The sequence below is a fragment of the Streptomyces sp. NPDC093795 genome, from assembly GCF_044764665.1.
Classification (GTDB): Bacteria; Actinomycetota; Actinomycetes; order Streptomycetales; family Streptomycetaceae; genus Streptomyces.
The window spans coordinates 1-22,151 of the sequence record NZ_JBIWIO010000020.1; the positions used below are offsets into that span (position 1 = coordinate 1).

The window sequence follows — 22,151 nt, forward strand, 5'->3', positions numbered from 1 at the left end:
CGCCGAGCAGCCCGGTGTGGCCGTCGGGGAGACGGCCGATCCGCTGCCGCTCCTCGTCCGTCATGCCGGAGGTGAAGAGCTCGGTGAGGCGGCGGGGGGGGGGGGGGGGGGCCCCCCCCCCCCCCCCCCCCCCCCCCCCCCCCCGACCGCGCGAGATCGTCCACGTACCCCGGGGGCAGCGGGGTACGGACCACGGCGAGCCGCCAGTAGAGCGGCCCGACGACCAGGTCGAGGGCGCGGCCCGGGTCGGTGCCCTCCGGGAGTTCGCCGCGCGCGACGGCCTCGCGGACGATCCGGGTCATGACGCCCTGCTGGCCGTCGAGGAGCGCGGCGGTGACGGCATCGGCGATCTCGGGGTGCCGGGCGGCCTCGACGAGCAGGTCGGGGATGACCTGCGAGGCGACGGGGTGGCGCAGGGCGCCCGAGGCCACTTCGAGGAGCGCGCGCACGTCGCCGCGGAGGGAGCCGGTGGCGGGGGCCGGCATGCCCTGGGCCGCGAAGGCGCCGACGAGGTCGAGGACGAGGGAGAGCTTGGACTTCCAGCGCCGGTAGACGGCCGTCTTGCCGACGCCCGCGCGGCGCGCGATGCCCTCGATGGACATACGGGCGAAGCCGACGGCCGCGAGCTCCTCGAAGACGGCGGCGCGGATGGCCTCGGTCACGTCCTCGCGGAGTACGGCGGCTCCGGCGGGGGCGCGGCGGGGGGTCGGATCGGTCATGAACGGCATCCTAGCCAACGGCGACGGCCCGACGGCGTCACGACGATACGGTTGCGTTCCGACGCGCACCGCCCTACTGTCCACGTAGCGACGATACGGACCCGTTCCATCGCCGACGATGCCCGCACCCTTCGTCGAAAGCGCCCACCCGTGACCACCGAGACCCTTGCTCCCCATCCCACCCCGTACGCCACACCCGAGCCCCCCGTCCCACCACCGGCCCGGCCGGCTCCCCCGGCGGACCTGCGCACCCTCGCCCTGCGCCACGGCCTCACCGTGAGCGGCGCCCGGCCCTCGCTCCCCGCCTACGTCCGACAGCTCTGGTCCCACCGCGCCTTCATCACCGCGTTCGCGACCGCCCGTCTGACCGCCCAGTACAGCCAGGCGCGCCTCGGCCAGGTCTGGCAGGTGACGACCCCGCTCCTCAACGCGGCCGTCTACTACGTGATCTTCGGCGTCCTGATGAACGCCGAGCACGGCGTCCCGGACTACGTCCCCTTCCTCCTCACCGGCGTCTTCGTGTGGACGTTCACCTCCGACTCGCTCATGGCCGGCAGCCGGGCGATCAGCGGCAACCTGGGCCTGGTCCGCGCCCTCCACTTCCCGCGCGCCGCCCTGCCGGTGTCGCTCGCGCTCCAGCGGCTCCAGCAGCTCCTCCTCTCGCTGGTCGCGCTCGCCGCGATCCTGTTCTGCTTCGGCGAGTTCCCCACCTGGAGCTGGCTGCTCGCGGTCCCCGCGCTCCTCTGCCAGGCGCTGTTCAACACGGGCCTCGCGCTCGCCCTGGCCCGGATCGCGGCCCGCACCCCGGACATCGCACAGCTGATGCCGTTCGTGCTCCGCACCTGGATGTACGCCTCGGGCGCCATGTGGTCGATCCAGAACCTGGCGAGCGGCGGCCGCTTCCCGGACGGTGTGGTGCTGGCCCTCCAGTGCAACCCGGCGGCGGTCTACATCGACCTCATGCGCTTCGCCCTCATCGACAGCTACACCGCGGCGCAGCTGCCGCCGCACGTCTGGGCGCTCGCCGCCGGCTGGGCCGTCGTGGCCTTCGCGGGCGGCTTCATCTGGTTCTGGAAGGCGGAGGAGACGTACGGCCGTGGCTGACACACAGAGGACCCCGACCGTCGTGGCCGACGGCGTCCACATCACGTACACCGTCCACGGCGGGCATTCCGGTGGCCGGGGCGCCGCGACGGCCGCCCTCGCCCGGATCCTGCGCCGGGGCGGCGGCCCGGCCCCGGCCGCCCGGCGCGTCCACGCCGTGAAGGGGGTCAGCTTCGTCGCGTACCGGGGCGAGGCGATTGGCCTGATCGGTTCGAACGGATCAGGGAAATCCACCCTCCTGAAGGCGGTCGCGGGCCTCCAGCCCGTCGAGCGGGGCCGGATCTACACCCATGGGCAGCCCTCGCTCCTCGGCGTCAACGCGGCTCTGATGAACGATCTGACGGGCGAGCGGAACGTGATCCTGGGCGGTCTCGCGATGGGCATGAGCCGCACGGAGGTCCGGGAGCGCTACGACGGCATCGTGGACTTCTCCGGCGTCAACGAGAAGGACGACGCCATCTCCCGCCCGATGCGGACGTACTCCTCCGGGATGGGGGCCCGGCTGCGCTTCTCCATCGCCGCCGCGAAGAGCCATGACGTCCTGCTCATCGACGAGGCCCTGTCGACCGGCGACGCGCGCTTCCGCCGCCGCAGCCAACGGCGGATCGACGAGCTGCGGGCGGAGGCGGGGACGGTCTTCCTGGTCAGCCACTCGAACTCCACCATCACGGAGACCTGCGAGCGGGCGCTGTGGCTGGAGGCGGGCACGCTGCGGATGGACGGCCCCGCGGACGAGGTGGTGGCGGCGTACGAGGAGTTCACCCATACAGGGGTGAAGGAAAGGGGCAAATAAGACATAGAGGACTACAGTACGGAGGGATGACGAACGATCACCCTCAGTCGCCACCCGGATCGGGAACCGAGCCACCGGGAACGGGAACCGAGCCGACGCCCGGGACGAGACCCGAGCCCGGGAGCGCAACCGAACCCCCGCCTCAGCCCGGCACCGAGCCTCCACCCGGCATCGGAACCGTCACCGACCTCCCACCCCGCACCGGCACCGAGCCCCCCTCCCTCACCGGGTCCCCCTTCGAATCGGACACCTTCACCTCCGCCACCTTCGTCACCGTCGGCAACGGCCCCTACCTCGCCCTCGCATCCGTCTGGCTGCTCACCCGCGTCGGCATGGTCCTGCTGCTCGTCCGCGACACCCTCGGCATCGGCGGAGTCGGCCGCGAGGTGGACCTCTACCAGCACTGGTACGCGCAGTTCGCGCAGGGCACCTTCCCGGCCGGCGACGTCACCTGGCAGTACCCGCCCGGCGCGGGGCTCGTGATCATGTCGCCGGGCCTCGTGCCCTGGCTGACGTACTTCCAGGCGTTCGTCGCCCTCAGCCTCCTCGCCGACGCGGTCGTCGCCCTCGCCCTCGCCCGCGCCGACAGCGCCCGCCTCACCCACGGCGCCTGGGTCTGGGTCTGCGGCCTGCCGCTCCTCCTGCACCTGCCCCTCGCCCGGTACGACGTGCAGACCACCGCCCTCGCCGTACTCGCCCTGCTCGCCATCGGCGCCCGCTCGACCGCCTCCCACCGGCTCGGCGGAGCACTCGCCGGCGTCGGCGCGATGGTCAAGGTCTGGCCGCTGCTCACCCTCATCGGCGCCCCCCGGGGCCGTACCACCCGCGAGGCGTGGACCGCCGCGGCCGTCGCCGCCCTCGCCCTCCTCGCCACCCTCGCGCTCTTCTTCTCCGGACCCCTCGGCTTCCTGCGCCAGCAGGGCGGCCGCGGCATCCAGATCGAGTCCCTCGGCGGCACGGTCCTCGCACTCGCCGGGGCCACCGGCGCCTGGCCCGGCAGGGTCGAGTTCCGTTACGGGGCCTTCGAGTACGTCGGTCCGTACGTCTCCACCCTCGGCCACCTCTCCCTGCTGCTCACCGTCATCGCCTTCGGCTGGCTGCTCCTGTGGCGCCTACGGGCAGGCCGCTGGACCCCCGCCACCCCGCTCGACGCGGCCTTGACCGCCGTCCTGCTCTTCACCGCCACCAGCCGGGTGATCAGCCCCCAGTACATGATCTGGCTGCTCGGACTCGCCGCCGTCTGTCTGACGTCCCGGGCCACCGTGATGCGCCCGGTGGCGGTGCTGCTGCTCCCGGCGGCCGCGCTGAGCTCACTCGCGTACCCCGTCCTCTACGACGAGGTCGTCGCGGGCACGAACCAGGGGCTGAGCGTGATGGTGCTCCGCAACGGCCTGCTGCTCGCGGCGGCCCTGCTGGCCGCCCGCCGCCTGTGGACGTCGACGGTCACCACCGACACGGAATGACGGAACGACGGAACCGGAACGACGGAAGGGCCCCGCCGGAACACCGGCGGGGCCCTTCCCTCTCACACCCCTAGCTGTGCGTACGAAGCAGCGTCCGCATCGTCCGCATCGCCACCGACAGGTTCGCCAGGTCGAAGGTGTCCGACCCCTGGATCTCCTCCAGGGTCGTCCGCGCGCGGCCCAGGATCGCCGCGTTCTTCTCCTCCCAGGCCTTGAACCGCTCCTCCGGGCTCGCCGTGTCGCTCCCCGCCGCCAGGACGTCCGCCGTCAGCGCCGAGTGCGCCGCGAACAGGTCCTCACGGATCGAGGCGCGGGCCATCGACTGCCACCGGTCGCTGCGCGGCAGCTCGATGATCCGGTCCATCAGGTCGGTGATCCGCAGCCGGTCGGCCAGGTCGTAGTAGACCTCGGCCACCGCGAGCGGCTCCTTGCCCGTGCGGTCCGCGATCGCGACGACGTCGAGGATCGGGAACGCGGAGGAGAAGCCGGCGACCCGCAGCGCGAGCTCCTCCGGCACGCCGAACGCGGTCAGCTCGTCCAGGATCGACTGGTACCACTCCAGGTCGGCACCGCGCAGCAGCGACGGCAGCTGCTCCCAGACCTCGTCGACGCGCTCGGCGAAGAACTCGATGGTCTCGGTGAGCTGGAGCGGCTGCGGCCGGTTGTTGAGCAGCCAGCGCGTGCCGCGCTCGACGAGCCGGCGCGAGTGCAGCCGCATCCGGGTCTGGACCTCGGCCGGCACCCGGTTGTCGAGTGCCTCGACGGCGTCCCAGACCTGGCTGAGGCGGAAGACGACGCGGGCGGCGGTCTGCGCCCGGACGATCTCCTCGATCGACGCGCCGGTCTCCTCGCGGAGGCGGTGCAGGAAGGTCGAGCCGCCGGTGTTGACGACGTCGTTGACGAGGATCGTGGTGACGATCTCGCGGCGCAGTGCGTGGTTGTCGACGGCCTCGGGGAACTTCTCGCGCAGCAGCGTCGGGAAGTACGCGTGGAGCAGCCCGCGCAGGTACGGGTCGTCGGGCAGCCCCGTGGCGATGAGCTCGTCGGCCACCGTGATCTTGGTGTACGCGAGGAGGACGGCGAGCTCAGGCTGGCTGAGGCCCCTGCCGTTGTTGAGCAGCTCGCGGATCTGACGGTCGTTGGGCAGGAACTCCAGGGACCGGTCGAGGGCTCCGTCGCGGCCCAGGCGGCGCATGTACCGCTGGTGGGCGTGGAGGAGCGAGGGCGACTGGGCGACGGCGTTGGCCAGGGCCGTGTTCTGCGCGTAGTTGTTGCGCAGGACGAGCGTGCCGACCTCGTCGGTCATCTCCGCGAGGATCTTGTTGCGCTGCTTGACGGTCATGTCGCCCTCGGCGACGAGCCCGTTGAGCAGGATCTTGATGTTGACCTCGTGGTCGGAGGTGTCGACGCCGGCGCTGTTGTCGATGGCGTCGGTGTTGACCTTGCCGCCGTGGCCCTCGGGGCCGCCGACGCGGGCGAACTCGATGCGGCCCAGCTGGGTCGCGCCGAGGTTGCCGCCCTCGCCGATGACCTTGGCGCGGACGTCCTGGCCGTCGACGCGGATGGCGTCGTTGGCCTTGTCGCCGACGTCGGCGTTGGTCTCGACGGTCGACTTGACGTACGTACCGATGCCGCCGTTCCACAGCAGGTCGACGGGTGCGTGGAGCACCGCCTTCATCAGCTCGGCCGGGGTCATCTTGGTGACGCCGTCCTCGATGCCGAGGGCGGCCCTGACGTGTGCGTTGACCGGGATCGACTTGGCGCTGCGGGGGTGGATGCCACCGCCGGCGGAGAGCAGCGACAGGTCGTAGTCGGCCCAGGACGAGCGGGGCAGGTCGAAGAGGCGGCGGCGCTCGGCGTAGGAGACGGCCGCGTCCGGGTTCGGGTCGATGAAGATGTGCCGGTGGTCGAAGGCGGCGACCAGGCGGATGTGCTCGGAGAGCAGCATGCCGTTGCCGAAGACGTCGCCGGACATGTCACCGACGCCGACGACGGTGAAGTCCTCGGTCTGGGTGTCGTGGCCCAGCTCGCGGAAGTGGCGCTTGACGGACTCCCAGGCGCCGCGGGCGGTGATGCCCATGCCCTTGTGGTCGTAGCCGGCGGAGCCGCCGGAGGCGAAGGCGTCACCGAGCCAGAAGCCGTACGACTCCGCGACCCCGTTGGCGATGTCGGAGAAGGTCGCGGTGCCCTTGTCTGCGGCGACCACGAGGTACGTGTCGTCCTCGTCGTGGCGGACGACGTCGACCGGCGGCACGACCTCGCCCGCCACCAGGTTGTCGGTGATGTCGAGCAGCGCCGAGATGAACGTCTTGTACGAGGCGATGCCCTCGGCCAGCCAGGCGTCACGGTCCACGGACGGGTCCGGGAGCTGCTTGGCGACGAAGCCGCCCTTGGCGCCGACCGGCACGATGACGGTGTTCTTCACCATCTGCGCCTTGACCAGGCCGAGGATCTCCGTACGGAAGTCCTCACGGCGGTCGGACCAGCGCAGACCGCCTCGGGCGACCTTGCCGAAGCGCAGGTGGACGCCCTCGACGCGCGGGGAGTACACCCAGATCTCGAAGGCCGGGCGGGGCGCCGGGAGGTCGGGGATGGCCTGCGGGTCGAACTTCATCGACACGTAGGAGTGGCGCTTGCCGTCCTGCGTCATCTGGAAGAAGTTCGTCCGCAGCGTGGCCTTGATGACGGTGAGGAAGGAGCGCAGGATCCGGTCCTCGTCCAGGCTCGCGACCTGGTCGAGGGCGCCTTCCAGCTCCTCCAGGATGCCGTCGGTCAGCTCGGTGCCGGCGCGCTGGCGCTCCGGGGACATCCGGGCCTCGAAGAGGGAGACGAGCAGCCGGGTGGTGTGGACGTTGTCGCGGAGGGTGTCCTCCATGTAGTCCTGGCTGAACATCGCACCGGCCTGGCGCAGGTACTTGGCGTACGCGCGCAGCACCATCGCCTCGCGCCAGGTGAGCCCGGCGGAGAGGACGAGCGAGTTGAAGTTGTCGTTCTCGGCCTCGCCGTTCCAGGTGGCGGCGAAGGCCTCCTGGAAACGCTCGCGGGCGTCGTCGCCGAAGGAGTCGGCGCCGTTGCCGGTGGAGACGGGAAGGCGCAGGCCGAAGTCGTAGATCCAGGCGTGCGTACGGTCGGCGCAGCGCAGCTCGTACGGACGTTCGTCGGTGACTTCGACGCCGAGCCGGTTGAGGACCGGCAGGACGGCGGAGAGCGAGATCGGGTCGCCCGTCTTGTAGATCTTGAAGCGGCGCTCGCCGGGGCCCGCGACGACCGGCTCGTACAGGGAGAGCGCGAAGTCCTTGCCGCTGGTGCGGGCGAGGGCCTCCATGTGGACGAGGTCGGCGACGGCCGAGCGCGGCGAGTGGTCGGCCTTGTAGCCCTCGGGGAAGGCGTTGCCGTAGCGGCGGAGCAGCTCGGCGGCGCGCTCCTCGCCGAACTCGGCGTTCAGCGCCTCGGCGAAGCCGTCGGCCCAGGAGCGGGCGGCCTCGACGAGCCGGGCCTCGATGCGGTCGACGTCGGCGTCGGTGAGCTTCGCCAGCTCGGTGCCGGGCTTGACGCGGACGACGAAGTGCAGCCGGGACAGGATCGACTCGGTGTTCCAGGCGGTGAAGTCGACGCTGGTGCCGCCGAGCTCCTCCTTCAGGATGTCGATGATCCGCAGCCGGACGCGGGTCGTGTAGCGGTCGCGCGGCAGGTAGACGAGGGCCGAGTAGTAGCGGCCGTACTCGTCCTGGCGCAGGTAGAGCCGGAGCCGACGCCGCTCCTGGAGGTACAGGACGCTGGTGACGATGGACTGGAGCTGGTCGACCGGGGTCTGGAACAGCTCGTCGCGGGGGTACGTCTCCAGGATCTGGAGCAGGTCGCGGCCGTCGTGGCTGTTCGGCGAGAAGCCGGCGCCCTCCAGGACCTCCTGGACCTTCCGCTTGACGACGGGGACGCGGCGGACGGACTCGGTGTAGGCGGCCGAGGAGAACAGGCCGAGGAAGCGGCGCTCACCGATGACGTTGCCGTCGGCGTCGAACTTCTTCACACCGACGTAGTCGAGGTACGAGGGGCGGTGCACGGTCGACCGGCTGTTGGCCTTCGTCAGGATCAGCAGCTTGTGTTCACGCGCCTTCGCGCGGGCGTCCGCGGGCAGCCGGCTGAAGGACGGCGAGACGGGGTGGGCGTGGTGGCCCTCGTCGTCGCCCGAGTGGTGCGGGTCGGAGCGCAGGATGCCGAGGCCCGTACCGGGGACGGCGGACAGGGCGTCACCGTCGACCAGCGCGTACTCGCGGTAGCCGAGGAAGGTGAAGTGGTCGTCGGCGAGCCAGCGCAGCAGCTCGCGGGCCTCCTCCACCTCGGTCGGGCGCAGGTCGGTCGCTGTGGGCTCGCCCGGCAGGCCGTCGGCGATCCGCAGGGCGGCCTCGCGCATCTTGTCCCAGTCCTCGACCGTCTCGCGGACGTCGGACAGGACGCGCAGCAGATCGGCGGTGATCTGCTTGAGGTCGGCGCGGTCGGTCTCACGGTCGATCTCGACGTGGATCCAGGACTCGGTGAGCGCGTCGTGCGGCAGCTCGCCGTGGATCTGGGCCGAGAGGACCTCGATCAGCTTGCCTGCGACATCACGGCGGACGAGGACCTGTGGGTGGATCACGACATGGATGCCGCGGCCCTGGCGTGACAGCTCGTTGGTGACCGAGTCGACGAGGAAGGGCATGTCGTCGGTGACGACCTCGACGACGGAGTGGCTGCTTGTCCAGCCGTTCGCCTCGACCGTCGGAGTGTGGACGTGCACGTTCGCGGTGCCCTGTGGACGGTTCTCCGCGAGCCGGTAGTGGGAGAGCGCGGCACCGAACACGTCGACCGGGTCGCGGTCACCGAGATCCTCCGGCGCCGTGTGGAGGTAGTAGCGCTGGAGGTACTCGAGTACGGCGTCCCGGTCGGGGCGCTCCCCAGCACCCTCCGGGCCCGTCGGAAGTCGCCCCCCGACCGGGCTGTGCTCAGCTACCCGCGCGGCCCTTTCGAGCAGCTCGGCCTTGGCTTCGTCCAGCTTGGTCTGCATGTCCTCTGACTCCTGTCGCGCGCCGTTGCGTGACGTCGGTGGAAGAAAGGGCACAACGCCACGACGCGGTGATACCGGTCGAAGACGACGTTATGCCCGGATGAGAGATGCCCGGGTCGTTATCGGCCACAGAGCGCGGCACGCCCGGACGGAGAGGATCGGCGAACGCACGGTCGGCCCGGCCCCTGAAGCGGGCCGGGCGGCAGCCGGGGGCTGCATTGCCCCCTCGGCGTATCGCGCTGATCACGGGAAAAGCCTATCGTCCTCGCCCCCCACACCGTCATGGTCCGTATGTGTACAAAAGAGGGGGTGGAAGTTTGACGTTATGGACAGCGACACATGTCCTCTTGGCAAAGTGCCCCGCCACGGGCAGCGTGTACCCGAGCACGGGCGCAGCACGGCAGACCGACCATCTGTGATCTGGGAGAGCCATGGCGAAGATCCTGATCGTGACCGGGGACGCGGCGGAGTCGCTGGAGGTGATGTACCCCTACCAGCGGCTGCTCGAGGAGGGATACGAGGTCGACATCGCGGCCCCGGCCCGCAAGCAGCTCCGGTTCGTCGTCCACGACTTCGAGCCCGGCTTCGACACGTACACCGAGAAGCCCGGCTACACCTGGCCCGCCGACCTGGCCTTCTCGGAGGTCGACCCGGGCGCGTACGTGGCGGTGGTGATCCCGGGCGGCCGGGCGCCGGAGTACCTGCGCAACGACCCGGAACTCCGCAAGGTGCTCAAGGCCTTCTTCGACGCGGACAAGCCGGTGGCCCAGATCTGCCACGGCCCGCTCCTGACGGCGGCGGTCGGCGGCCTCGAGGGCCGCCGGGTCACGGCGTACCCGGCGCTCGAACTCGACATGCAGGCGGCGGGGGCGACCTTCCAGGACAGCGCGGCGGTCGTGGACGGCCTCCTGGTCTCCTCCCGGGCCTGGCCGGACCACCCCACCTGGATGCGCGAATTCCTGAAGGTCCTCCGCGCGAAGGGTTGACGCCACAAGGGGCTGCGGGCGCCGCCTGTGGCGCCCCGCACGCTCCCGGCGCCTAGATCAGCTCCTCCGCGACAGCCACCGCCTCCTCCAGCGAGTCCACCACCGGCACCCCCACCCGCTCCAGCGACGCCCGACTGTGCGACCCCCCGGTGTACAGCACCGCCCGCGCCCCCACGTGCGCCGCCGCCACCGCGTCGTCCGCCGCGTCGCCGATGACGACGACCCGGTCCGCCGGGACCCCCTGGAGCGCGGCCAGGTGCCGCACCATGTGCCCGGACTTCCCGTCCGTCGAGGTGTCGGGCCGCCCGTCCATCCGCAGGAACCGCTCGGCGATCCCATGTCGCCGGACCAGCGGGACGAGATCCGTGTGCGGCGCGAGGGACAGCAGCGACTGCGTGAACCCGGACGCCTGCCGCGCCGCGAGCAGCTCCGCGGCCCCGGTGGTCAGCCCGCAGTTCTCGGCGCGCAGCCAGTAGTGCCGGTGGAAGACCCCGTCCATGACGGTCCACTCGGCGTCGGTGGGCAGCCGCCCCATGAGCCGCTCGTAGAACTTGGGCACCGGCACCGTGTACAGCTCGCGGTACCGCTCCAGCGTGATCGGTTCGAGCCCGAGCTCGGCGAAGGCCGCGTTCGTCGCCCCGATGACCGCGCTGGTGTCGTCGAGCAGTGTCCCGTTCCAGTCCCAGACCAGATGCTTGCCGCGCAAGCCGTCGTGCTTCCCCATGGAAAGACGGTACCCGGCGGCACCGACAGCGAAGACTGGGCGGCGGCGGGAACGGCGACGGCGGCTGATCAGCCCAGCAGCCCCGGAATCTCCTGCACCCCGAACCACAGCAGCTCGTGGTCCTCGGCCCCGTCCACGGTGAACTGCGCGTCGTCGTCTCCCTGGTCCGCCGCCCCCAGCGCAGCGGCGGCGGCCGTCACGTCCGCCTCCGCGTCGTCCGCGTCGGCGTGCACCGCGGCCGCCTTGGCGAACGGCACGGCTCCGGCGATCCGGACCTCTCCGACGGAACCGGCGTCGAGCCCCCGGTCGGGGTCCATGACCGCGTCCTTGTCGGCCACGTCGACGGCGACGACGATCCGGCGCCGGGGCGCGCCGGGGTCTCCGGCCAGGAGGCGCAGGGAGGCGGACGCGGCCCGGTTGAGCGCCGCGTACTCCAGCTCCTCGATGTCGTCGGAGACGTACCACTCACGGAGGGCGGGGGTGACGGCGTAGGCCGTCAGCGGGCCGGGACCCAGTTCGCCCGCCTTGTGCGCCTGTGCGAGACCGGGGAGCGTCAGGGGGACGTACACACGCATGGCTGGCCACTTTTCGTCGACGGAGAGGCCCTCAGGATACGTGCGGAGTCCCCCTTCGGGGTGGCCGGCCACGGCAGGCCCGCGTCCACCGCGGAAGGGCCTTCTCCCGGGTCCCGGAGAGCTGATTTTCCTCCGGATCACCCGGATAGGTGATTCGCGTTCCGGCCCGCCGCGCCGCGCCGGACTCCTTGCGGGGGCTCCGGGCCCGCCCGTACAAGATCCCCAACGGAAGTTACTGACTGGTACCGACCGGTCACGCAACGACAGGGGACCGCCATGCACACCACGCTCACCACCACCGCCCCACCGAAGCCCCCGCACCCCACCGCCAACGCCGCCACCCCGACCCGGCCGAGCCCCCCGCACACCCCGCGCCCCCGCTCAGCCCCAGGCGGCCCGGCCGGCACCCGCCCCCGCGGCCAGGCGGGCAGCCACCCGGCAAGCACCCACCCGCCAGGCGACCACCCGGCGGCCACCCGCCCCGCCGGCACCCACCCCCGCACGCCCCCGCCCCGAGCGCTCCCCCCGCACACCCTCTTCGCCGAGCGCCTGCTCGCCGTACTCAGCGGGGAGCGCCCGGTGCACTGGATGCTCGGCCACACCGTCGGCGAGGGATACGAGCAGCTGGTCCGGATCGCCCCAGGGACGCCCCTGCGCTCCCTCGGTCCCCGCCCCGTCCTGCGCCGCTGCTCGGCCCAGGTGAACGCCGACCGAGCGGCGATGGAGGCCTTCGCGACGGTCGCCACCGGGCCCCGCGTACGCGCGATGGCGTTCCGCCTGGAGCGCGGCGCCGACCATCGCTGGCGCTGCGCGGCGGTAGAGCTGGACGGCCTCGGCACGACCCCCGTGCCGACCCGCCAGGCATGACGCCTCGGCACGACCCCCGCGCCGACGCGCCACGCATGACGAAGGGGCCGGCCGCCCACCGGGCGACCGACCCCCACGCACCGAACTCACCGCCTCAGCGACGCCTCGTCAGCGCCCTCGGCGGTACCGCCTCACTTCTTCCGGCGACGCCCGCCGCCCGCGTTCTTCTGCGCCTTGCGCCGCTCCGCCCGCGTCATCCCGTCACCGGCGTCCGCGTCGTCGGAGGCGAAGTCGCCCTCGACGACACCGCCGTCGCCGTCCACGGTCGGCGCGGAGAAGTGCAGCCGGTCCGGCCGCTGCGGGGCCTCGAGGCCCTTGGCACGGATCTCCGGACGCCCGGCGGGGGCCGGAACGGCGTCCTCCTTGGAGAGCGAGGGAGCGCTCGCCTGCACCGGGACCTCCTCGACCTGCTGCTCGACCTGGACCTCCAGGTTGAACAGGTAGCCGACGGACTCCTCCTTGATGCCCTCCATCATGGCGGTGAACATGTCGAAGCCCTCGCGCTGGTACTCGACCAGCGGGTCCTTCTGCGCCATGGCGCGCAGGCCGATGCCCTCCTGGAGGTAGTCCATCTCGTAGAGGTGCTCGCGCCACTTGCGGTCCAGGACGGACAGGACCACGCGCCGCTCCAGCTCACGCATGATCTCCGAGCCGAGCTGCTTCTCCCGCGCGTCGTACTGCTCGTGGATGTCGCCCTTGATGGACTCGGCGATGAACTCGGCGGTGATGCCCGCCCGGTCCCCGGCCGCGTCCTCCAGCTCCTCCACGGTGACCTTCACCGGGTAGAGCTGCTTGAAGGCGTTCCACAGACGGTCGAGGTCCCACTCCTCCGCGAAGCCCTCCGCGGTCTCCTGGCGGATGTAGTCGTCGATCGTGTCGTCCATGAAGTGCTGGATCTGCTCCTGCAGGTCCTCGCCCTCCAGGACGCGACGGCGCTCGCCGTAGATGACCTGCCGCTGCCGGTTGAGGACGTCGTCGTACTTCAGGACGTTCTTACGCGTCTCGAAGTTCTGGGTCTCGACCTGCGACTGCGCGGAGGCGATGGCACGGGTGACCATCTTGTTCTCGATCGGCACGTCGTCCGGCACATTGGCCATGGCCATCACGCGCTCGACCATCTGCGCCTTGAACAGACGCATCAGGTCGTCGCCGAGCGAGAGGTAGAAGCGGGACTCGCCGGGGTCGCCCTGACGGCCGGAACGACCGCGCAGCTGGTTGTCGATACGGCGGGACTCGTGGCGCTCGGTGCCGAGCACGTACAGCCCACCGAGGTCCTTGACCTCCTCGAACTCCGCCTTCACGGCCTTCGCGGCGCGCTCCAGGGCGGCGGGGAGGGCCGCGGCCCACTCCTCGACGTGCTCGACCGGGTCGAGACCGGCCTGGCGCAGCTCGGCCTCGGCGAGGTCGTCCGGGTTGCCGCCGAGCTTGATGTCCGTACCGCGACCGGCCATGTTCGTGGCGACGGTGACGGCGCCGCGGCGGCCGGCCTGGGCGACGATGCTGGCCTCGCGGTCGTGGTGCTTGGCGTTGAGGACCTCGTGCTGGACGCCGCGCTTGGAGAGCTGCTGCGAGAGGTACTCGGACTTCTCGACGGAGGTCGTGCCGACGAGGATCGGCTGACCCTTCTCGTGCTTCTCCGCGATGTCGTCGACGACGGCGGCGAACTTGGCGACCTCGGTCCGGTAGATCAGGTCCGACTGGTCCTTGCGGATCATCGGCCTGTTCGTGGGGATCGGGACGACGCCCAGCTTGTAGATCTGGTGGAACTCGGCGGCCTCGGTCATGGCCGTACCGGTCATGCCGGAGAGCTTGTCGTACAGGAGGAAGAAGTTCTGCAGGGTGATCGTGGCGAGGGTCTGGTTCTCGTCCTTGATCGCCACTCCTTCCTTCGCCTCGATCGCCTGGTGCATGCCCTCGTTGTAGCGGCGGCCGGCGAGGATACGGCCGGTGTGCTCGTCGACGATCATGACTTCGCCGTCCATGACGACGTAGTCCTTGTCCTTCTTGAACAGTTCCTTCGCCTTGATGGCGTTGTTCAAGTAGCCCACGAGCGGGGTGTTCACCGACTCGTACAGGTTGTCGATGCCGAGCCAGTCCTCGACCTTGGCGACACCGGCCTCATGGATGGCGACGGTCCGCTTCTTCTCGTCGACCTCGTAGTCGCCGGTCTCCTCGATGCCCTTGAGCTGGTTGCCGGGCTCGCCCTTGGAGAGGCGGGTGACGAGCTTGGCGAAGTCGCCGTACCACTTCGTCGCCTGGTCGGCCGGGCCGGAGATGATCAGCGGCGTACGGGCCTCGTCGACGAGGATGGAGTCGACCTCGTCGACACAGGCGAAGTTGTGGCCGCGCTGGACGAGCTCGTCCTTGGACCACGCCATGTTGTCGCGCAGGTAGTCGAAGCCGAACTCGTTGTTCGTGCCGTACGTGATGTCGCAGGCGTACTGCTCACGGCGCTGGGCCGGCGTCATGTTGGCGAGGATGCAGCCGATGGTCAGGCCGAGGAAACGGTGCACCCGGCCCATGAGCTCGGAGTCACGCTCGGCCAGGTAGTCGTTCACCGTGATCAGGTGGACGCCCTTGCCGGAGAGCGCGTTGAGGTACGCCGGGAGGGTGCCGACGAGGGTCTTGCCCTCACCGGTCTTCATCTCGGCGACATAGCCGAGGTGGAGCGCGGCGCCACCCATCAGCTGGACGTCGTAGTGGCGCTGACCGAGGACACGCTTGGCGGCCTCGCGCACCGTCGCGAAGGCCTCGGGCATCAGGTCGTCGAGGCTCTCACCGTCGGCGTACCGCTGCTTGTACTCATCGGTGAGCGCCCGCAACTCGGCGTCGGAGAGGTTGACGAAGTCCTCTTCGATGGAGTTGACCTGGTCCGCGATGCGGTGCAGTTTGCGCAGGATCTTTCCTTCGCCTGCACGCATGAGCTTGTTGAAGACGGACACTGAGGCTGGTCTCCTTGCCGGTCGGGCCTGGCACTGGGTCTTGTCATGGACGCGAGCGCGGGCACGGCAGGTGGTCCCCACCGCAACGGCCATCGTAAGCGAGACCGCCCTCGCGAAGGGAGGCCCACAGTGCCGGAGCCGTACGTCCGCCCGGAAAGAGAACGCACGAGGTGGGCGGAAGGTGCCGCCCCACCCGAAAAGTGTTCGCTTCCCGTGCGGCCGCTCACCACAATCCAGGCATGGAGCCGATCACCCTCACCACCGACCGACTGCGCCTGCGGAACTGGGTTCCCGAGGACGCCGACGCGGTGTACGCGATCTGTCAGGACCCGGACATCCGGCGCTGGACCGTCGTCCCCGACCCCTACACCCGGCAGGACGCCGAGTTCTTCCTGAACCGGCTCGTGCCCGACGGCTGGCGCGACGACACCGAGTACTCCTTCGCCGTGGAACCGCTGGCCGGCGGCCCGCTGCTCGCCGCCGCCACCCTCAGCAGCCGTGGCATGGGCGTCTGGGAGGTCGGCTACTGGCTGGCCAAGGAGCACCGGGGCAGCGGCTATATGACGGAGACCGTCCGGGCCCTGGCCCACTGGGCCTTCACCGCGCTCGGCTGCACCCGCCTGGTGTGGCGCGCCGAGGTCGGCAACGTCGGCTCGCGCGCGGTGGCCGAGCGCGTCGGCTTCGTGATGGAGGGCGCCCAGCGCGCCGCCCTCACCAACAAGGGCACGCTCACGGACGCCTGGGTCGGTGCCCTGCTCCCCTCCGATTTCGGCCTCCCGAGCCCCCTGCCGTACCTCGCGACCGGCGACCTGCCCGCCCAGACGTGACGTACAGCCCTCCCCGGCCCGGCTGTCAGTGCCGGGGCCTAGGGTGCGGTCCATGACGACTGTGCCGCGCCCCGCCGCCGAACTGTCCGCCGACGAAGCACGCCGGATCGCGCTGCGCGCCCAGGGTTTCCTGGGCGCGCCCGACCGACGCGCCGGGGTGCGCGGGGTGCTGCGCGGCCTCGGCCAGGTCCAGCTCGACACCATCTCCGTCCTGGCCCGCTCGCACGAGCTCATTCCGTACGCGCGGCTGGGCGCCGTCGGCCGCACGACGGTCGAGGACGCCTACTGGTCCGACGCGCACGCCTTCGAGTACTGGTCCCACGCGGCCTGCATCCTGCCCGTGGAGGAGTGGCCGCACTTCGCCTTCCGCCGCCGCGCCTACCGCGACCGCCCGCAGTGGCACCACGAACTGTCGGCGGGGGCGTACGACAAGGTGATCGACCAACTGCGGGCCGAGGGCCCGCAGACGGCGACCGAGCTGGGCGGCGCCAAGAACAAGGGCGAGTGGTGGGACTGGTCCGACTCCAAGATCGCGGTCGAGCGCGCACTGATGTTCGGCGAGGTGGTCGTGGTCGAGCGGCGCGGCTGGAAGCGGGTGTACGACCTGGCCGAGCGGGCGATCCCGCAGGCGCTGCTCCACGACGAGCTGGACGACACCGAGTGCGTGCGGCGGCTGGTGCGGCAGGCCGGGGAGGCCCTCGGCGTGGGCACGCGCGCGGACATCGCCGACTACCACCGGATCAAGGGCGAGCAGTTCGACGCCGTGGTCGAGGCGGCGGGTCTGGTGCCGGTCACGGTCGCGGGCTGGGGAAAGCCCGCCTGGGCCGACCCGGCGGCGCTGGCCTCGGAGCCGCGCGGCCGGCACCGTACGACGCTGCTCTCGCCGTTCGACTCGCTGATCTGGGAGCGGCCCCGCACGGAGCGGATCTTCGGCTTCACCCACCGCCTCGAGGCGTACGTGCCGAAGCAGAAGCGGGTCCACGGCTACTTCGCGATGCCGGTCCTCGCCGGGGGCCGTCTGGTCGGCCGCGTGGACCCCGCCCGCGAGGGCAGGACGCTCGTCGCCCGGCAGGTGACCCTCGACGGCCCGAAGGCCGTGCCCGCGGTGGCGACGGCGCTGCGCGAGGCGGCCGAGTGGGTCGGCTGCGACGCGGTGTCGGTGGTACCGGACCGGATGAACCACCCCGAACTGGCACCGGAGCTGATCCGACTGGCGTCCGGCACCTAGCGGATCTCGAGACGGCATCTCCCGGGGGACGACCCCCGGACCCCCGGCAAGGGGCCGCACCGCCGACGGGCCTCAGCGGATCTCGAGGATCTTCTCCCGCATCGCGTAGACCACGGCCTCCATCCGGGAGTGCAGCTGCAGCTTCTCCAGGATGTTCCGAACGTGGTTCTTCACGGTGTTCTCGGAGATGAACAGCTCCTTGGCGATGTCCCGGTTGTTCATCCCGGTCGCGACGAGCTTGAGGACCTCGAGCTCGCGGTCGGTCAGCCGGGGGGCGGGCACGAGCCGGCGTTCGTCGGTGCGCTGGATCATCGACTTGAACTCGGTGAGCAGCTTCGACGCCATCGAGGGGCTGATCTGCGACTGCCCGTCCGCGACCGCGCGGATGGCCGTCGCGACCTCGTCGGTGGAGATCTCCTTGAGGAGGTAGCCGGTGGCGCCGGCCTTGATCGCCTCGTAGAGGTCGGCCTCCTCGTCGCTGATCGTCAGCATGATGATCTTCGCGCTGGGGGCCACCTCCTTGATGGAGGTGCACGCCTCGATGCCGCCGCGCCGGGGCATCCGTACGTCCATCAGGACGATGTCCGGCAGCAGATCGGCGGCCTTGTCGACCGCCTCGGCCCCGTCACCGGCCTCTCCGACGACCTGGATGTCCTCCTCCTGCGCGAGGACGATCTCCAGTCCGCGACGGAAGAGGGCGTGGTCGTCCACGACCAGGACCCGGATGGGCTCCTTGCGGCATGCGTCGCTGTCCGAATCCGATCCCTCCGGGACCGCATTTCCGTGCTCGCGCCCGCTGAGCACCGGCCCGAAGCTGTCCGCCATCGTTCCTCCCCCTGAAGGCCGTGGCCTGAATTCGTTTGCGGTCCTCCAACCGGTGCTCGGAGAGCACCGGTTGGCGTGCACGCCATGATTTCATGCCCGGGCGGCGACGGCGTGTTCCATGGACGCGCGGGGGTGCCCCTGGGGGCGCGAAGAGCGCTCCAGGGGCACCGTGTGGGGCAACTGAGGAATGTGTGGTGCCGCGGCAGGCTGTCAGCCGCCGAGCGCACCGCCGGCGCCGCGTCCTTCGGCGAGCGGGTCGCTCTCCAGATGGATGACGCCGTAGTCGTACGCGTGTCGCCGGTAGACGACGCTCGGCTGCTTCGTGTCGGAGTCGACGAAGAGATAGAAGTCGTGCCCGACCAGCTCCATCTCGTAGAGCGCCTGGTCGAGCGTCATCGGTGCGGCCCGGTGGGTCTTCTCGCGGACCACCAGCGGGCCCTCGCCCTGGACTTCGATCGAGCCCATCATCGTGGTGGGCACCTTGTCGGACTCGTCGGTGACGAGCTGGCCGTCTCCGTTGAGCTGGGCGGCGCCGGGCACCACGTCCCCGACCTCCGCCGCCGAAAGCCTGCCGTTTCCACGGCGGGTGTACCGCTTGTCGTGCTGCTTACGCAGTCGCGCCTCGAGCTTGTCGCTCGCGAGGTCGAGCGCTGCGTACGGGTCGCCTGCCGCAGCTTCCGCCCGGATCACCGGGCCTCGGGAGTGGAGGGTGATCTCCACGCGGTCGGACCTGTCGGCCTGCCGCGGGTTGTGTTCCTTGGACACCTCGACGTCGAGGCTGATCACCTTGCCGTCGAGCTTCTGGATCTTCTCCAGCTTCAGCTTCTCGGCCACGTGCTTGCGGAACCGCTCGGGCACCTCGGTCTTGCGGCCCTTGACGACGATGTCCACGCAGAACTCCGTTCCCGGATCGCCCTGATCGGCTCCTCGGCCGCCGGGCTTCTCCTTTTGCACCAGACTCCGGTGGATTACCGGAGCTCGGACTTGGCGACTTTCACCTCCTCCTCCCCAGCCGACATGATCCCCACCCCATCGACAAGAGGTTGATTCGCCCTGAACTCCTGTCCTGTAGGCGCAACCAGTATTCGTCGAGGCGATGGCTTCCACCATTCCTCACAACCGAACATAGCCCCTCCTGACGGGTGTCGGCACCCGCTACCGCGACATACCTCCGTACGGGTGCTTTCACCTCTCACCACCTGCAACGATCCAAGTTCCCGACGAGTTCCGGTTTAATTCGAACGATGCGGGAGAGGATGCGATCACAGCCGCCACCCGCTGTTCGAATCCGCGCTGCGCCGAACCGCCCGGTAAACCGTGCGGTAATTCAGGAATGAACGGACGGTGTACGGCTCCGAGGGCGCGCGCCGCCTCCGCGAGCGAGGCGCCCGTGGTCATCAGGTCGTCGACGAGCACCACCCTTCCCGCCCCGAGCAGCCGTCCGCCGCCCGGCACGACCTCCAGCGCGCCGGTGAGGTTCGCGAGCCGCCCGCGCGCCCCGAGACCCGCCTGGTCCGCCACGTACCGCCGCTGCCGCAGCACGGGAAGGACCCGCGCGCGCCCTCCCAGGGATCGCAGCCGGGCCGCCGCCGCCAGCGCGATCCGCCGTGTCGGATCGTGGCCACGCGCCCGTACGGAGCGCCGGGAGGACGGCACCGGTACGAGGAGCAGCGGAGCCGCCGAAGAGCCCTCGCCGCCCCCGGCAGCGGCCTGCACGGCGAGGGCAAGCGCGCCGCCCAGGGGCCGGGCCAGGGTGAGCGCCCCACGCTCCTTGTGGGCGAGCAGCAGCTCCCGCACGGCGTCGGCGTACGGGGCCACGGCATGGACCACGGGCAGTCCGGCGGGCTCGGGCGACGGCCGCACCCGGCGCGGCCCCGCGTCCGCCCCGGTCAGCACGGCCGCGCAGGAGGCGCACAGCTCGGTACGCGGTCTGCCGCAGCCTCCGCAGGCGACCGGCAGCACCAGCCCGGCGATCTCGCGCCACCACCCCCGCATGGCTCCACTGTGCGCCTTTCGGAGCCCGCGGGCCACCCCTGTGGAAAACCCCCCGGAACCCCACCTTCCGGCCGGTCGTCCGAGGAACCTCATGGCACCCCGGAGTACGTCAGGTCGGGCCCCCAGGGGCTCCCCGCTACCCCGGATAGACGGGCGAGGCGCCGTCCTTGACCATCGGCTGCCAGTTCGTGCCCGGCGCGAGCCGGACGATGCCGTCGTCCCCGGAGTCGGCGACCACCGGCGCGGAGTCGTCGTGCGGCACGGAGTCGCCGTGCGGCGCGGCCACCGAGGTCACCCCGTTCAGACCGGGGAGCACCGAGGTCGCCGAGGTCGAGCCGTCCGTCTGGAGGTAACGGATCTGCTGGACGCCACCCGCCTCCCTGCCGACGACGACGAGCCGGCTCGGCCCGGCCCAGGAGACGGCCGTCACCGACTCCATCCGGGGCGCCGCGGGCTGGAGGTCGAGCACCGAGACGACCGGCTCCTCGCCCGTCGTCTGCCGCTGAATCCGGCCGATCTGCAAAGTCGTGCGCTCGCCGCGGGTGACGACCAGCGCGATCCGGACCCCGTCCGCGGAGACCCGCAGCGACTCGATCCTCGCGTCGTCCCCCAGCCACGGCGTCCGTACCTTGACGGGTTCACCGCTGCCGTCGGGCACCATCCACAGCTGGGGCGCGGCGGGGTCGCGGTCGGCGACCCACAGGTCGCCCCGGCCGTCCCAGCTGGGCGCGGACAGCCCGTCGGCGGGTTTGACGGCCTTGCTGGTCAGGACCGCGGGCAGGGTCTCCTGTTCCGTGGTGATGGAGGAGACGAAGAGTTCCCGGCCGTTCTCCCCGACCCCGGCGGCGCGGGTCTCGCCCCGGTCGACGGCGATCGAGCGGAGCGGCGTCGTGCCCTTGCCGAGCTGGCCGGGCACCTCGACGGACGCGTTCGCCTGCTTGTCCCCGACGACCAGCATCTTCAGCTTGTGGTGGTCGTCGACGAAGTACGGGTTCTCCTGCCGATCCGTGTTCCGGACGGCGGCGAACTCGGTCTTCTGCCCCTTGCCGAGGCGGCACAGCGACTGGCCCTTCGCGCCCTGGAGCTCCACCTGCTCCACACGTACGGAGGTCAGGTCGCCCAGGGTGAACAGCAGCTGGGCGGCCATCCGCCGGCACGCCTCGCCGCCGACCCGGTCCGCCTTGGCGTTGAGCGGCACCTTCAGCGTGGACTGGTCGTCGGTCGTCAGCGTGGTGACGCCCTTCTGCAGCTCCGTACCCGACGGGAAGCGGGAGTCCACGGCCGGCTTCAGCCAGTTCGTGGGGCCTTCGAGGAGCGCCTTGACCGTCTGCGTCACCGGATCCATCCGGGTGACGGGGTCCTGGCGCTGCCGGATGTAGACGGGGTCGGCGACGACCCAGTCCTCCCCGGAGGCGAAGTAGTACTTGTTCACCGACCGGTAGTTGCGCAGGAAGTCGGCCTCGCCGAGCACCAGACCGGGCGGCAGGCTGTCGATGCGCCACTCCTTGCCCTTGCCGTCGGCGGCGGGCTGCTGCACGACATGGATCGACTGCAGGTACGCGGCGGGGCTGTTCGGCTGGTACGCGTGACGGGCGTCCACGGTCGCGATCTTGCGGCCGGAGAGAGGGTAGGCGCGGCCCTGGTTGTCGGGGTCGGCGTTGCGGTCGGCCGGGTCGCGGGCGGGCGCGGTGGTGAGCACGGTGATGCTCTCCTCCGGCTTCCAGCTCCGCGCGGCCTGCTTGGTCAGGTACTTGCGGGCGGTGGCGAAGCCGGGGTCGTCACTGGTCATGGCTTCGAGGAAGCCGTCGACGATCTCGTCCGGGTCCGCGTTCTCCCGAGGTGCGACGGCGTAGACCCGGACCTGCGAGTCGCCCTGGTTGGCGCCCTTGACGGGCTGGACCTCGCCGCTGTCGGGCATCGTCGCGCAACCGGTCACCAGGAGCCCGCCGCACGCGGCGAGCACCACCGCGCGCGTACTCCGGACCCGCACCGCCGGCCCCACTCGGAAGCCCCGCCCCGCATGCCCCTCTCGGAAGCCCCGCCCCGCGCGTCCCTCTCGGGA

Annotated in this window: 15 protein-coding genes and 1 pseudogene; 7 read left to right on the top strand and 9 right to left on the bottom strand. The window is 71.0% G+C overall.

Annotated elements, in window-relative coordinates:
* Positions 1-143: 143 nt before the first annotated feature.
* A pseudogene (locus ACIRB7_RS33615) lies at positions 144-728 on the bottom strand (TetR/AcrR family transcriptional regulator); the annotation flags it as partial.
* A 141-nt stretch (positions 729-869) separates the two neighbouring features.
* On the opposite strand from ACIRB7_RS33615, the gene ACIRB7_RS33620 reads away from it, so the two are divergent.
* From ACIRB7_RS33620 to ACIRB7_RS33630, 3 genes are read left to right on the top strand one after another with little or no spacing between them, the layout of a single operon-like run.
* Positions 870-1,823, top strand: a complete 954-nt coding sequence (locus tag ACIRB7_RS33620) for an ABC transporter permease (RefSeq protein ID WP_403606652.1) — start codon at positions 870-872, stop codon at positions 1,821-1,823.
* Positions 1,816-2,616 (top strand): ABC transporter ATP-binding protein, encoded by an 801-nt coding sequence (locus ACIRB7_RS33625; RefSeq protein ID WP_403606655.1) that lies wholly within the window; start codon positions 1,816-1,818, stop codon positions 2,614-2,616. The genes ACIRB7_RS33620 and ACIRB7_RS33625 overlap by 8 nt, the downstream gene beginning before the upstream one ends.
* 26 nt (positions 2,617-2,642) lie before the next feature.
* The gene (locus ACIRB7_RS33630) at positions 2,643-4,079 is read left to right on the top strand and encodes a glycosyltransferase 87 family protein (protein ID WP_403606658.1); all 1,437 of its coding nucleotides are present in this window, start codon (positions 2,643-2,645) and stop codon (positions 4,077-4,079) included.
* A gap of 70 nt (positions 4,080-4,149) precedes the next feature.
* Here the strand turns inward: ACIRB7_RS33630 and ACIRB7_RS33635 are convergent, their stop codons facing one another.
* Positions 4,150-9,120: an NAD-glutamate dehydrogenase gene (locus ACIRB7_RS33635; RefSeq protein WP_403606661.1), complete on the bottom strand. Its 4,971-nt coding sequence runs from the start codon at positions 9,118-9,120 to the stop codon at positions 4,150-4,152.
* 431 nt (positions 9,121-9,551) lie between these two features.
* Here ACIRB7_RS33635 and ACIRB7_RS33640 point away from each other — a divergent pair, with 431 nt between their 5' ends.
* Positions 9,552-10,106: a DJ-1/PfpI family protein gene (locus ACIRB7_RS33640; RefSeq protein ID WP_073808038.1), complete on the top strand. Its 555-nt coding sequence runs from the start codon at positions 9,552-9,554 to the stop codon at positions 10,104-10,106.
* A 52-nt stretch (positions 10,107-10,158) separates the two neighbouring features.
* On the opposite strand, the gene ACIRB7_RS33645 is transcribed toward ACIRB7_RS33640, so the two are convergent.
* Both ACIRB7_RS33645 and ACIRB7_RS33650 read right to left on the bottom strand, forming a co-directional pair.
* The gene (locus tag ACIRB7_RS33645; protein ID WP_403606666.1) at positions 10,159-10,830 is read right to left on the bottom strand and encodes an HAD family hydrolase; all 672 of its coding nucleotides are present in this window, start codon (positions 10,828-10,830) and stop codon (positions 10,159-10,161) included.
* Positions 10,831-10,898: 68 nt separating this feature from the next.
* Positions 10,899-11,405, bottom strand: coding sequence for a DUF6912 family protein (locus tag ACIRB7_RS33650; protein WP_403606669.1), 507 nt, complete (start codon positions 11,403-11,405; stop codon positions 10,899-10,901).
* Positions 11,406-11,681: 276 nt separating this feature from the next.
* Between ACIRB7_RS33650 and ACIRB7_RS33655 the strand changes: the two genes are divergently transcribed.
* Entirely contained in the window at positions 11,682-12,272 is a 591-nt protein-coding gene (locus ACIRB7_RS33655; protein ID WP_403606672.1) for an Rv3235 family protein, read from the top strand.
* A gap of 131 nt (positions 12,273-12,403) precedes the next feature.
* Here the strand turns inward: ACIRB7_RS33655 and secA are convergent, their stop codons facing one another.
* Positions 12,404-15,214 carry a preprotein translocase subunit SecA gene (secA, locus tag ACIRB7_RS33660; protein ID WP_403606676.1) on the bottom strand — a complete coding sequence of 937 codons (2,811 nt, stop codon included), beginning with the start codon at positions 15,212-15,214 and terminating at the stop codon, positions 12,404-12,406.
* A gap of 239 nt (positions 15,215-15,453) precedes the next feature.
* Between secA and ACIRB7_RS33665 the strand changes: the two genes are divergently transcribed.
* Both ACIRB7_RS33665 and ACIRB7_RS33670 read left to right on the top strand, forming a co-directional pair.
* A complete protein-coding gene (locus ACIRB7_RS33665; protein ID WP_403606679.1) occupies positions 15,454-16,041 on the top strand; it encodes a GNAT family N-acetyltransferase in 588 nt (195 codons plus the stop codon).
* Between the two features lie 52 nt (positions 16,042-16,093).
* The gene (locus tag ACIRB7_RS33670) at positions 16,094-17,269 is read left to right on the top strand and encodes a winged helix-turn-helix domain-containing protein (RefSeq protein WP_403606682.1); all 1,176 of its coding nucleotides are present in this window, start codon (positions 16,094-16,096) and stop codon (positions 17,267-17,269) included.
* 72 nt (positions 17,270-17,341) lie between these two features.
* Here the strand turns inward: ACIRB7_RS33670 and ACIRB7_RS33675 are convergent, their stop codons facing one another.
* The 4 genes from ACIRB7_RS33675 to ACIRB7_RS33690 form a co-directional block, all read right to left on the bottom strand.
* Positions 17,342-18,094 (bottom strand): response regulator transcription factor, encoded by a 753-nt coding sequence (locus ACIRB7_RS33675; RefSeq protein WP_351219136.1) that lies wholly within the window; start codon positions 18,092-18,094, stop codon positions 17,342-17,344.
* 210 nt (positions 18,095-18,304) lie between these two features.
* Complete coding sequence (gene hpf / locus ACIRB7_RS33680; RefSeq protein ID WP_403606686.1) at positions 18,305-18,985, bottom strand: ribosome hibernation-promoting factor, HPF/YfiA family; 681 nt, start codon at positions 18,983-18,985, stop codon at positions 18,305-18,307.
* 294 nt (positions 18,986-19,279) lie between these two features.
* Positions 19,280-20,089 carry a ComF family protein gene (locus ACIRB7_RS33685; RefSeq protein WP_403606689.1) on the bottom strand — a complete coding sequence of 270 codons (810 nt, stop codon included), beginning with the start codon at positions 20,087-20,089 and terminating at the stop codon, positions 19,280-19,282.
* Positions 20,090-20,225: 136 nt separating this feature from the next.
* Complete coding sequence (locus ACIRB7_RS33690; RefSeq protein ID WP_403606710.1) at positions 20,226-22,007, bottom strand: LpqB family beta-propeller domain-containing protein; 1,782 nt, start codon at positions 22,005-22,007, stop codon at positions 20,226-20,228.
* Positions 22,008-22,151 lie beyond the last annotated feature (144 nt).